12 protein-coding genes are annotated in these 12,745 nt (G+C 62.3%); 10 read left to right on the plus strand and 2 right to left on the minus strand.

Translation table 11 applies throughout. From position 1 onward, the window contains the following. The first annotated feature begins 10 nt into the window (after nt 1-10). The 6 genes from LGQ03_RS01430 to der all read left to right on the plus strand — a co-directional run bounded on the left by LGQ03_RS01430 (nt 11) and on the right by der (nt 7,165). Nucleotides 11-1,837, plus strand: coding sequence for an ABCB family ABC transporter ATP-binding protein/permease (locus tag LGQ03_RS01430; RefSeq protein ID WP_319004433.1), 1,827 nt, complete (start codon nt 11-13; stop codon nt 1,835-1,837). After that, complete coding sequence (locus tag LGQ03_RS01435) at nt 1,834-2,172, plus strand: hypothetical protein (RefSeq protein ID WP_226746958.1); 339 nt, start codon at nt 1,834-1,836, stop codon at nt 2,170-2,172. The genes LGQ03_RS01430 and LGQ03_RS01435 overlap by 4 nt, the downstream gene beginning before the upstream one ends. Before the next feature lie 99 nt (nt 2,173-2,271). After that, nucleotides 2,272-3,477: a multidrug effflux MFS transporter gene (locus tag LGQ03_RS01440; RefSeq protein ID WP_226746959.1), complete on the plus strand. Its 1,206-nt coding sequence runs from the start codon at nt 2,272-2,274 to the stop codon at nt 3,475-3,477. 187 nt (nt 3,478-3,664) lie between these two features. Continuing rightward, entirely contained in the window at nt 3,665-4,327 is a 663-nt protein-coding gene (locus tag LGQ03_RS01445) for a hypothetical protein (protein ID WP_090159350.1), read from the plus strand. A gap of 20 nt (nt 4,328-4,347) precedes the next feature. After that, nucleotides 4,348-5,649, plus strand: coding sequence for a PQQ-like beta-propeller repeat protein (locus LGQ03_RS01450; RefSeq protein WP_226746960.1), 1,302 nt, complete (start codon nt 4,348-4,350; stop codon nt 5,647-5,649). Nucleotides 5,650-5,698: 49 nt separating this feature from the next. Then, complete coding sequence (gene der, locus LGQ03_RS01455) at nt 5,699-7,165, plus strand: ribosome biogenesis GTPase Der (protein WP_090159351.1); 1,467 nt, start codon at nt 5,699-5,701, stop codon at nt 7,163-7,165. Between the two features lie 3 nt (nt 7,166-7,168). On the opposite strand, the gene LGQ03_RS01460 is transcribed toward der, so the two are convergent. Further along, on the minus strand, nt 7,169-7,879 hold the full coding sequence (locus LGQ03_RS01460; RefSeq protein ID WP_226746961.1) for a hypothetical protein: 711 nt from the start codon (nt 7,877-7,879) through the stop codon (nt 7,169-7,171). Nucleotides 7,880-7,919: 40 nt separating this feature from the next. Further along, complete coding sequence (serS, locus tag LGQ03_RS01465) at nt 7,920-9,212, minus strand: serine--tRNA ligase (RefSeq protein ID WP_226746962.1); 1,293 nt, start codon at nt 9,210-9,212, stop codon at nt 7,920-7,922. A 258-nt stretch (nt 9,213-9,470) separates the two neighbouring features. Between serS and yajC the strand changes: the two genes are divergently transcribed. The 4 genes from yajC to LGQ03_RS01485 are packed head-to-tail and all read left to right on the plus strand — an operon-like array spanning nt 9,471 to nt 12,743. Beyond that, nucleotides 9,471-9,752 (plus strand): preprotein translocase subunit YajC, encoded by a 282-nt coding sequence (gene yajC / locus LGQ03_RS01470; RefSeq protein WP_056031791.1) that lies wholly within the window; start codon nt 9,471-9,473, stop codon nt 9,750-9,752. Nucleotides 9,753-9,785: 33 nt separating this feature from the next. Beyond that, a complete protein-coding gene (gene secD, locus LGQ03_RS01475; RefSeq protein ID WP_090159353.1) occupies nt 9,786-11,414 on the plus strand; it encodes a protein translocase subunit SecD in 1,629 nt (542 codons plus the stop codon). Between the two features lie 4 nt (nt 11,415-11,418). Further along, on the plus strand, nt 11,419-12,390 hold the full coding sequence (gene secF / locus LGQ03_RS01480) for a protein translocase subunit SecF (RefSeq protein ID WP_090159354.1): 972 nt from the start codon (nt 11,419-11,421) through the stop codon (nt 12,388-12,390). Then, entirely contained in the window at nt 12,390-12,743 is a 354-nt protein-coding gene (locus LGQ03_RS01485; protein WP_226746963.1) for an Mth938-like domain-containing protein, read from the plus strand. The genes secF and LGQ03_RS01485 overlap by 1 nt, the downstream gene beginning before the upstream one ends. Nucleotides 12,744-12,745 lie beyond the last annotated feature (2 nt).

The raw sequence follows: 12,745 nt of genomic DNA on the forward strand, positions 1-12,745 counted from the left end.
CGGGATCCCCATGCGCAGACTGACCAAGACCGACAGCAATTTCGATCCTGACGCCCGTATTCAGGGCATGGCCGTCATCCGCCGGGTCATTCCCTACCTGTGGCCCGCAGGCGAGGCCGGGATCAAACGGCGCGTCGTCGCTGCCATTACCGTTCTGCTGCTGGCCAAGGTCATCGCCGTCGGCACACCATTTTTCTACAAGGCTGCGGTCGACACCCTGTCCGGCGAGGTGCGCGATGACGCGCTGCTGATCGGCTTTGGCGCGGTGGCGCTGACGATCATCTATGGCGTCTCACGTCTGGGCAACGTCGGGCTGCAACAGTTGCGCGACGTGATCTTTACCCCCGTGGGGCAACGGGCGCTGCGTGCGCTGGCGCTGGAAACCTTTACACATATTCACCGGCTGTCGATGCGATATCACATCACGCGCAAGACGGGCGGTCTGTCCCGCGTGATGGAACGCGGAGTCAAAGGCGTCGATTTCCTGCTGCGGTTCCTGCTGTTCAGCATCGGGCCGCTGCTGCTGGAACTGCTGATGATTTCGGTCGTGCTCTTTTTCCTGTTCGATGTGTGGTATCTGGTCGTCGTGGTCGGCACGATCGTGCTGTACGTCGCCTTTACGTTTCGGGTGACGGAATGGCGGGTCAAGATCCGCAAGGTGATGAACGAACAGGACACCGACGCCAACCAAAAGGCGATCGACAGCCTGCTGAACTTTGAAACGGTGAAATACTTTGGTGCCGAACGCTGGGAGGCGGGGCGTTACGACAACGCGATGCGCCAATACGAGGCGGCGGCGGTCAAGACGAACTATTCGCTGGCGTTTCTGAATTTCGGCCAGTCGCTGATCATCACCACGGGGCTGGTTCTGGTCATGGTCATGGCGGCGATCGGTGCGGCAAACGGCACCCTGACCGTTGGCGATTTCGTCATGGTCAACGCCTACATGATCCAGATCACCATGCCACTGAATTTCCTTGGCACGGTTTACCGTGAAATCCGGCAGGCGCTGATCGACATGGGTGACATGTTCGACCTGCTGGAACAGCCCGCCGAGGTGACGGACAAACCCGGTGCCACGGCCCTGCGCGTGCAGGGCGGGCACGTGGAACTACACGACGTGCATTTCGGCTATGATGCCGCGCGCCCGATCCTCAAGGGGGTGAACCTCGATATCGCGCCGGGTCAGACGGTGGCCATTGTGGGCTCGTCGGGCTCGGGAAAATCGACCATCGGGCGGCTGTTGTTCCGGTTCTACGACGTGACAGGTGGTGCCGTGCTGATCGACGGTCAGGACGTGCGTGACGTGACACAGGATAGTCTGCACGCGCAGATCGGTGTCGTTCCGCAGGACACGGTGCTGTTCAACGACACGATCCACTACAACATCGCATACGGCCGCCCCAGCGCGACCGAGGCCGAAATCCGAGAGGCTGCCCGCGCGGCCAAGATCCATGATTTCATCATGGAACTGCCCAACGGATATGACACGACCGTGGGCGAACGGGGCCTGAAACTGTCGGGCGGTGAAAAACAGAGGGTCGGCATCGCGCGGACCTTGCTGAAAAACCCGCCGATCCTGCTGCTGGACGAGGCGACAAGCGCGCTGGACACCGATACCGAGCGTGAGATTCAGTCCGAATTGCGGGCCATGGGGCATGGCCGCACTGTGCTGACGATTGCGCACCGGCTGTCTACCATTCAGGACGCAGACCGGATCGTGGTGCTTGAAAACGGGGAAATCGTCGAACAGGGCGATCATGATGCGCTGCTGGCCCAGGCGGGGCGCTATGCGCAGCTGTGGAACAGGCAATCAGAAGAAGAAGACGCCGCGTGACAGGGCGCGATTACCCCACGACCCCCGACGGGCGGTATTTCGTGGCAAAGGGGCGGTTGTGGCGCAAGACGAACCCGGCGCTGGACGACACCACGCGCCGCGCCGCGATCAAACGGCTGATGCAGGCGCGCCGCGCCGTGGGTCAGGCCGCCACCCCCGAGGCCGTGGCAACCGCCCGCGCCGCCGTCGATGCGGCAAAGCGTGATCTGGGAGAACGCGGTCCGGTCTGGTGGGACGATGGGTCCCCGGACGAGGGCGGCAAACACCCCCGCAATACGTCTTATGCCGCATGGTGGTCCGGGCTGAGCGATGAAGCGCGTGACGCGGCCCAATAGCTGTGCGCAAATATGGGGGGACATTGCGCGGTCACTGCGGATTGCCCACACGGCGGCGCGGGGCTAGGTCCTCGGCCAATCAAAACGAAAGACAGACCCATGACCCTATTTCGCGCAGCCCTCGTTCTGGGCCTGTTATCTGCGGTCGGCCCGTTTGCCATCGACCTTTATCTGCCCGCGATGCCGCAACTGGCCGCGTCACTGGGTATCGACGAGGCGGGGGCGCAGCTGACACTGACAGCCTATTTCGTGACATTCGGTCTGGCGCAGTTGTTCTACGGCCCGTGGTCGGATCAATCAGGGCGCAAGATGCCACTCTATGCAGGTTTGACCCTGTTCATCATCGGCAGCGTCGGTTGTGCGATGGCCCCCGACATCGGCTGGCTGCTGGCCGCGCGTGCGCTTCAGGGCGTTGGGGCGGCTGTGCTGATGGTGGTACCACGCGCCATCATCCGCGACATGCATACCGGCACGCAGGCGACCAAGCTGATGGCGATGGTGATGTTGGTCATTTCCGTCTCGCCGATGCTGGCTCCGCTTGTCGGCACGGCCCTGGTTCAGTTGGGCGATTGGCGTCTGTTGTTCTGGGCGCTCAGCGGTGTGGCGGTTCTGTCGCTTGTGTTGACGGGCACGGCGCTGCCGGAAACGCTGGCACGCGCTGACCGTCAACCGATCAACCTGCGCTCGCTTTGGGCCGGATCCAAGGTGCTGTTGTCGGACCCCGCGTTCATGGGGCTGACGCTGATCGGCGGCTTTGGTATGGCCAGTTTCTTTGTCTTTATCGCCAACGCATCCTTTGTCTATCAGGGGCAGTTCGGCCTGACATCGACCGGATTTTCGCTGGCTTTTGCCATCAACGCGCTGGGGTTCTTTGGTGCCAGTCAGGTCGCGGGTCCGCTGGGCGCACGTGTCGGCATCGTGCGGCTGATGGGGTTCGGCGTGTTCGGGTTCGCGGGATTTACCGTGGCGCTGATGCTGCTGGCCATGTCGGGGGCGGCCAGCCTTTATGTGATTGTCGGCATGTTGTTCTGCGCCAACGCCTGTCTGGGTGTCGTCATTCCGACCTCGATGGTGGTGGCACTGGATGCCCATGGCCGGATCGCGGGGCTGGCGTCGTCCTTGGGCGGCACGTTGCAGATGCTGACCGGTGGCGTGATGATCGCGATCACCTCGTTGTTCGTCGACGGCACGGCGTTGCCGATGGTCGTGGCAATCGCGATGTGCGGTGTCGCGGCGCTGGTGCTCGCGCTCTTGACCCTGCGGCGCATCTCTCTGGACCCTGCGACCCCGCCTGCCATCAGCTGACACAATGGCGTCAGCCTGTTTGAAAACGGCGGGCAGGGTGTCCGCCGTTTTCACGTTTGCGCCACGCCCTGCGACTTGCGGCGCCCGGACGGCGGGTTGGTCTTGGCAATGCGGTCTGCTTCACGTTATGTAGCCCGCAAATGTCGGTCTGGCACAACAGGACAGCCGATCTGCGGGGGAAGACAAGATGAGCGATACTGACAGCTTTATCAACGAGGTGACCGAAGAGGTCCGCCGCGACAGGCTGTATGGCCTGATAAAGCGTTATGGCTGGATCGCCATCCTGGCCGTCGTGCTGCTGGTCGGTGGTGCCGCCTGGATCGAATACACCAAGGCGCGCGACATGGCTGCGGCACAGGCCAAGGGCGATGCCGTGCTGGCCGCACTGGAACAGGACGATCCCGCCGCCCGCGCGGCAGCACTTGCGCAGGTCGAAGGGCAGGGCCCCGCCCGTGCTGTTGTCGACCTGCTGGAGGCCGCGACCCAACTGGAAAGCGAAGAGGCCGTCACTGCGACGCAGACCCTGCAGGCGCTGGCGCTGAATGGCGACGTGCCGCAGGTTTACCGCGACCTTGCATCATTCAAGGCAGCCGTGATCGGTGGCGAACTGGACATGGCGACCCGTCGTCAGACCTTGGAAAACCTGGCGTCCCCCGGCCAACCGTTCAGCCTGCTGGCGCAGGAACAGCTGGCCCTGATGGATCTGGCCGATGGCGACAGTGATGCCGCCGTGGCCAAGCTGACCGCGCTGATCGAGGACGCCGGTGCCACGCGAGGGTTGCGTGACCGCGCCCAAACATTAATGGTTGCGCTGGGGGCACCGGTGCCCGACACGATCCAGAGCGAATAAGAGCCAAAGGGGCAGATGCCGTGACAGCCAAGATTATCTGCGCCGGCCTTTTGGCCGTCATGACCCTGACAGCCTGTGGCGAGGACGACATCATTCTGCCCGGTGTGCGCGAACCGATCCGGCCCGGCAATGCCGAGGTGAACCAGGCTCTTCCGATCTCTTTTGCGGCGCCGCAGCTGAACAGCAGCTGGACCCATCGCAATGGCGACGCGGACCATATGTTCCCGCAGCCCGTGTTCTCGACCAGCCCGACACTTGCCTTTGCGGTGGATATCGGCGCGGGTGACAGCAAATCTGCCCGGATCACGGCTGATCCTGTGGTGGCAGGCGGGATTGTTTACACGCTGGACGCCCTGTCACGGGTGACGGCGACGACGACGGGGGGCGCACCCGTCTGGTCCGTGGAACTGACACCGCCGACCGACAGCCGCACGGATGCCTCCGGCGGTGGTCTGGCCTTTGGCGGCGGACGGTTGTTCGTGACCACCGGTTTCGGTCGTCTGACAGCACTTGACCCGGCGACGGGCGGCACATTCTGGACGCAGGATCTGGATGCGCCCGGCACCTCTGCGCCGACTGTCTCCGGCGATCTGGTCTATGTTGTGAGCCGCGACAGCACGGGCTGGGCCATCGACACGGCCGATGGCCGCATCCGGTACCAGTTGGGCGGTATCCCGTCGGTGTCGTCCTTTTCCGGCGGTGCCGGGCCGGCGGTAACGTCCGATCTGGCCGTGTTCCCGTTTCCGTCCGGCGAGGTGGTCGGCGTCTTTCCGCAAGGCGGCATTCAACGCTGGTCGCAGATCATTTCTGGTGACCGCGTGGGCGAGGCCGTCGCCGCGATTTCGGATATCTCTGGCGATCCCGTGATTGACGGCGACCGTGTATATGTCGGTAATTTTTCAGGCCGCACTGTGGCGCTGGACAAGGCGACCGGAGATCGAATCTGGACCGCAGAAGAAGGGGCCACCGGCCCGGTCTGGCCCGCAGGTGGGTCGCTGTTCATGGTCAATGACCTGAACGAGCTGATCCGTCTGGATGCCGCCACGGGCACACCGATCTGGCGCGTGGCCTTGCCTGACTTTGTCGACAACGGCGGTTGGCTGCGCAGCAAGCGGACGGTGTTTGCCCATTACGGTCCGATCATGGCGGGCAACCGGCTGGTCGTGGCATCCTCTGACGGGCAGCTGCGGTCGTTCGATCCGCGCTCTGGCGCATTGATGTCGTCCATCGCCATTCCCGGCGGTGCCGCATCGACCCCGGCGATTGCCAACGGTGTTTTGTACGTGGTCAACAAGGATGGTCAACTGCTGGCTTTCCGTTGACGCAAGTCCGGTGTAAGACCCGGCACTTGATCTATCCGGAGTCGTCGCAATGACCTTTACACTTGCCCTTGTGGGCCGACCCAACGTGGGGAAATCCACGCTGTTCAACCGGCTGGTCGGCAAGAAGCTGGCACTGGTCGACGACCAACCCGGTGTGACACGCGATCTGCGCGAGGGGCCGGGTCGCATTGCCGACATCAAGTTCACGGTCATCGACACTGCCGGTCTGGAAGAGGCGACAGACGAATCCCTCCAGGGGCGGATGCGCCGGCTGACGGAACGCGCCGTGGAAATGGCCGACGTCTGCCTGTTCATGATCGACGCGCGTGCCGGTGTGCTGCCCGCGGACGAGGTTTTTGCCGATATCCTGCGCCGCAAGAATGCGAACGTCATCCTCGCTGCCAACAAGGGCGAGGGCAAGGCCGCGGATGCGACCATCCTCGAGGCCTATGCGCTGGGACTGGGCGAGCCGATCCGCCTGTCCGCCGAACACGGCGAGGGCATGGGCGAGCTGATGGATGCGCTGCGGCCACTTTCCGAAGAATTTGCCGAACGGGACAAGCGTGACGCCCCCGAAACCGACATCGATATCGACGCGGATGCCGAGGACGACGATGACGCCGTGCGGGTGCCGACGCGCACGCGGCCCCTTCAGATTGCGGTCGTGGGACGGCCCAACGCCGGCAAATCGACCCTGATCAACAAGATCATCGGAGAGGATCGTCTGCTGACCGGCCCGGAGGCAGGCATCACGCGCGACGCCATTTCGGTCCAGACCGATTGGGGTGGCGTCCCGATGCGGATCTTTGACACCGCGGGCATGCGCAAAAAGGCGCGGATCAACGAAAAACTGGAAAAGCTGTCGGTCAGTGACGGCCTGCGTGCGGTGAAATTTGCAGAGGTCGTGATCGTTTTGCTGGACGTGGATATCCCGTTTGAACAGCAGGACCTGCGGATTGCTGACCTTGCCGAGCGCGAGGGGCGTGCCGTCGTCATCGGTGTCAACAAATGGGACGTCGAAGAGGACAAGCAGGACAAACTGCGCGAACTCAAAGAGGAATTCACCCGTTTGCTGCCACAGCTGCGCGGTGCGCCGCTGGTGACGGTCTCGGCCAAGACGGGCAAGGGGCTGGACCGGCTGCAACAGGCCGTGATGCGGGTCTATGAAACCTGGAACCGGCGCGTCACCACAGCACAGCTGAACCGCTGGCTGACAGGTATGCTGGAACAGCACCCGCCACCCGCACCGGGCGGCAAGCGGATCAAGATGCGTTATGCCACGCAGGTCAAAACACGCCCGCCGGGGTTCGTTGTGATGACGTCGCATCCCGACCTCGTGCCGGCCAGCTACAACCGGTATCTGGTCAATGGTCTGCGCGAGGATTTCGACATGCCCGGCACGCCGATCCGGCTGACGCTGCGCGATCAGGGTGACAAGAACCCTTACAAGGATCGCAAGTCGTCCCAGCCGTCACGTCTGTCAAAGCACAAGAAAAAGCCCGGCAGCGACCGCTGACCGTCAGGCCGCCGGGACGCGCGGAAACCAGACAGCCATCACACAGATCAGGACGACGATCCCGGTGATGGCTGTTGCCGTGATCAGGAACCGATCAAAACCGTTGTTCACGCATACGCCGATCAGGGCCCAGATGATCGCGAGCAGATAAACCGGCGCAGGCTGTCTGCGATAGACGGCCATGGCCAACACTAACGCACCGATAATGCCGGCAAAGGCCCAGCCGTAGGCACTGAACCCAATCCCGTATCCAGCCAGCACCGTCGCCAGCGACACGAAACTCGCCGCCGTCAGCCACCCTGCATATAGGGCGACCGGCCCGCGAAAGGTCCAACGCGACAGGGGTGGACTGCTGATCAATGCGGCAATCGCAAAGCCCAGCATGATCCAGATCAATACGGTGGCCCAAACCGCACTTTGGTTTGCAACCCACAGCCATGGCACACCCACGGCGAGGCTGCCGCACAGCGGCTTGCGGGCTGCGTCCCATTGTGGATCATTGCGTGATTTCCACAGGCCGTAGATCGCGGATGCGGTCAGCCATAGATAGATCGGCCCCCAGATCGCAAATGCGTAACCCGCAGGCTGAACTGGCGGGTTGATCTGCGGGATCGGCAGCTGGTCGGACTGAAACCCGCTGAACGAGGAAAAGAGCGGCGACAGCGCAAAGGCCAGCGTCAGGATCAGCGTCAGGGGGGCGAGTGATTTGTTCATGCGGTCCAACGCGGCGCGGACTGCAAAGGTTGCAGTCAAACTAGATCAGAAGGCCGTTCTCGCTAATCTGTGACTTCCCGCCCAGATAGCCGTGCAACACCGCTGGCAGATGCACCGAACCGTCGGCCTGCTGTCCGTTTTCCAAAACGGCAATCAAGGTGCGCCCGACAGCCAGACCGGACCCGTTCAGCGTATGAACGAACGCGGGTTTGCCGCCGTCGGCAGGTTTGAACCGCGCGTTCATGCGCCGGGCCTGATAGTCGCCACAGGTCGAAATGCTCGAAATTTCGCGATAGGCGTTCTGACCGGGCAGCCAAACTTCGATATCGTGGGTGCGACTTGCGCCTGCACCCATGTCACCTGCACACAGCACGACCGTCCGGTAGGGCAGTTCGAGTTTGTCCAGGATGGTTTCGGCACAGCGGGTCATACGCTCATGTTCCGCATCGCTTTGGTCTGGATGCGTGATGGACACCATTTCGACCTTTTCGAACTGGTGCTGGCGCAACATGCCGCTGGTATCGCGACCGGCACTTCCGGCCTCGGACCGGAAACAGGGGGTATGTGCGACATAGCGCAGGGGCAGGGTCGCGCCATCAACGGTGTCACCGTTCACGGTATTGGTCAAAGGCACCTCTGCGGTCGGGATCAGCCACCAACCGTTTGTAGTCTGATAGCTGTCTTCGCCGAATTTCGGCAGTTGACCGGTGCCGACCATCATATCCTCGCGGACCATCACGGGGACATTGGCCTCTGTCAGGTCGTGTTCATCGACATGTGTATCCAGCATAAACTGGGCCAGCGCGCGGTGAACACGGGCCACGGCCCCGGTCAGCATGACAAAGCGGCTGCCTGACAGTTTCGCTGCGGTTTCAAAATCCATGCCGCCTGCGACGGCGGGGATTTCGTAATGTTCGACGGGGGTGAAATCGAAATTGCGCGGCGCACCGCGGCGGTGCAGCTCGACGTTGTCAGCCTCGTCCACGCCGTCGGGAATATCGGCATAGGGCAGGTTGGGCAGACCCAGCAGATGCGCGTTCAGTTGCGCGTCCAGCTCCTTGGCCTTGGCGTTGAGGTCGGCGATCTGCGCCTTGCTGTCGGCCATCAGGGTGCGCAGACGCTGGAATTCGTCCTCGTCACCCTTGGCCTTGGCGGCACCGACCTGTTTGGCAGCCTGATTTGCTGCGGCCTGTGCGACCTCGGCCGCCTTGATCGCGGCGCGGCGGTCGGAATCGATTTGCAAGATGGCCTCGGACTGTGGCGCGACACCGCGCCGGGACAGGGCCGCGTCAAATCCGGCGGGGTCGTCACGGATCAGGCGAATATCATGCATGTCGGGTCCTCACTTGTGCTGCGCGCGGTATGCCCGATCACGCGGCGATGGTGAAGGGGCTAGCGTGCGGCACCGGTCCAGGCCACGCAATATCGCGGTTTTCATCAAATTCGGGTCGTCGCCCGGTTGGCGCATCCGGTGATCCTTACTATATCGCGGCGAGGCACAAGCGAGCCTGTTGCCATTGCGGCACCTCGCTTCTAGTGTGCCGCGACTTTGACCCCCGGTGCTTTGCGCCGCCAACCCTGAGGAGCCGCCATGGAAGGCATCGCATCCATCGTCCCGCTGTTTTTGATCTTTGGTATCATGTATTTCCTGCTGATCCGTCCGCAGCAGAAAAAGCTGAAGGAACATGCAGCCATGGTCAGCGCGCTGCGCCGCGGCGATCAGGTCATCACGCAGGGCGGTATCGTCGGCAAGGTGACGGCCGTGCGCGAGGCGGAAAAGGAACTGGAAGTCGAAATCGCCGCTGGCGTGAAAGTGCGCGTGATCCAGTCCACCATCGCGACCGTGATCAACAAGACCGAACCTGCCAAGTAAGCGACCGCGCTTGATGGCCAAGGGGGCCAGTACATGCTGAATATCTCGCCGTTCCGGCAAGCGTTGATCTGGCTCACGGTGACGGTGGGGCTGCTACTGGCCCTGCCGAACCTGTTCTATGACCGGGTTGAAACCTACAACGACGCGGTTTCCACCGGCGAAGACGCGACAGGCTGGCCATCATTCCTGCCATCCAATTTGGTGAACCTCGGCCTCGACCTGCGGGGCGGGGCGCATCTGCTGGCAGAGGTGAACACCCCCGATGTCTATGCGTCCATCATGGACGCCACCTGGCCCGAGGTGCGTGACGCATTGGCCGCCGAACGCGACACGGTCGGTTTCGTCACCCGCGAGGACAGCCCTGACGATATCCTGGTCGTGCGGATTTCCGAACCGGCCGGTGCGGCACGTGCCGCAGAAATCGTGCGCGGTCTGGCCCGCCCGATCCAGACCCTGACCGGTGCCGGGTCTACCGACATCGAGGTCAGCACCAGCGGCCCCGTGCTGACCATCCAACTGTCCGACGCTGAAAAACAGGCCGTCGATGACCGTACGATGCAGCAAAGCCTCGAGATCATTCGCCGCCGTATCGACGAGGTCGGCACACGCGAACCCACGATTCAGCGTCAGGGCACCGACCGGATCCTGATTCAGGTGCCCGGTGTCGGGTCCAGCGCCGAGATCATCGAACTGATCGGAACAACGGCACAGCTGACATTCCAGCAGGTGATCGGCCCGGCAGGTGCAGACGCGACCCCCGGCGTGGGTCAGGAAATTCTGCCCTCGATCGACGAGCAGGGGGTGTTCTACATCCTTGATTCCGTTCCGGTCGTCACGGGCGAGGAACTGGTCGATGCACAGCCCGCGTTCGACCAGAACGGGCGTCCGGCCGTCAATTTCCGTTTCAACGTGTCCGGTGCCCGTAAATTCGGCGACTACACACTGGATCATATCGGCACGCAGTTCGCCATCGTCCTCGATTCCGAGGTCATCAGCGCCCCGGTGATCCAGTCCCATATTCCCGGCGGGTCCGGTATCATCACCGGTAATTTCACGGTCGAGGAATCGACAAACCTCGCTGTGTTGTTGCGTGCAGGTGCTCTGCCGGCCTCGCTTGAATTCCTGGAGGAACGCACGATCGGCCCGCAACTGGGTCAGGACAGCATCGACGCAGGCCAGCGGGCCGCGATGGTGGGTGGCCTGCTGGTCATCGTGTTCATGGGCATGACCTACGGCCTGTTCGGTATTTTCGCCAATATCGCGCTGATCGTGAACCTGGGTCTGATCTTTGGCGTTCTGTCGCTCATCGGGGCGACGCTGACCCTGCCTGGCATTGCGGGCATCGTCCTGACCGTCGGTATGGCCGTCGACGCCAACGTGCTGGTGTTCGAGCGTATCCGCGAGGAGTTGAAAACCGCCAAGGGACCCGCCCGTGCTATCGAGCTGGGATACGAACGTGCACTGTCAGCGATCATTGACGCCAACATCACGACGCTGATCACGGCAGGCATTCTGTATTGGCTGGGGTCTGGTCCCGTGCGCGGCTTTGCCGTCACGCTGGGCCTGGGCATCATCACGTCGGTGTTCACCGCCATTTTCGTCACGCGCGCGTTGATCGTGCTGTGGTTCTCGCGCAAGCGTCCCAAGACAATCGAGGTCTGATCCCATGCGTATGCGCCTGATCCCCGACGATACGAATATCAACTTCTTCAAACTCGCCAGCGTGACCTTTGGCGGCAGCATGGTGCTGCTGGTGCTGTCGATCGTGGCCTTCATGACCTTTGGTCTGAACTACGGAATCGATTTCCGGGGCGGCACGACGATCCGCACGGAAAGCACGCAGCCCGTCGATGTCAGCGCCTATCGCACTGCACTGGAATCGCTGGAATTGGGTGATGTCAGCATCACCGAGGTGTTTGACCCGACATTCCGCGCGGATCAATTCGTCGCATCCGTGCGTATTCAGGCGCAGGACGATGCGGAAAGCGTTGCACAAAGCACCATCGACAGTGTCCGCACGGCCCTGCAGGCGGTAGACCCCGAGGTCGACTTTACCTCGGTCGAGAGTGTCGGACCCAAGGTGTCCGGCGAACTCATTCAGTCAGCTATTTTTGCTGTCATCGGCGCGCTGTCGGCGATCATCATCTACATCTGGTTGCGGTTTGAGTGGCAGTTTGCCGTCGGTGGGATCGTGGCGTTGATCCATGATATCGGCCTGACCATCGGTTTGTTTTCGCTGCTGCAAATCCGGTTCGATCTCGCGATCATCGCGGCCTTGCTGACCATCGTCGGCTATTCGATCAACGATACCGTCGTGGTGTTCGACCGGGTGCGGGAAAACCTGCGCAAGTACAAGGTCATGCCGCTGGTCGATGTGCTGAACCTGTCCGCGAATGAAACCCTTGCGCGGACCATGATGACCTCGGGCACGACGCTGCTGGCGCTCGTCGCACTGCTGGCGCTTGGTGGTGACGTGATCCGCGGGTTTGTCTTTGCGATTACCTGGGGCATCATTGTCGGCACCTACTCATCGATCTATGTGGCCAAGAACGTGGTATTGATGCTGGGCGTCAAACGCGACTGGTCGAAAAAGAACCCCGCCACGGGCGGACGTTACGCGGATATCGAGGACAGCTGATGCGCCTGACCGAAATCACCTACGACAAATCCAAACCCGTCGACGGCTATGGCCCGGGTTTTTTCCGGATTGGCGGCCAGGTGATCGAGGGCCCGGTAACGGTTCTGCCGTCCGGGGTGGCCAGTTGGGGTGGTTTTGACGATGTCGCGACGCTGCTGGCCGAGGCGGATACGATCGACGTTCTCTTTGTCGGCACAGGGGCCGAAGTCGCGCATGCGCCCAAGGCCTTTCGCCAGCGGCTGGAGGATGCCGGGGTCGGACTGGATGTGATGGCCTCGCCAGCCGCCTGCCGCACATTCAACATCCTGCTAAGCGAGGGGCGCCGCGTCGCCCTTGCGCTGATTCCGGTCTGATC

Source organism: Loktanella gaetbuli (assembly GCF_020531945.1).
Taxonomy (GTDB): Bacteria; Pseudomonadota; Alphaproteobacteria; order Rhodobacterales; family Rhodobacteraceae; genus Loktanella; species Loktanella gaetbuli.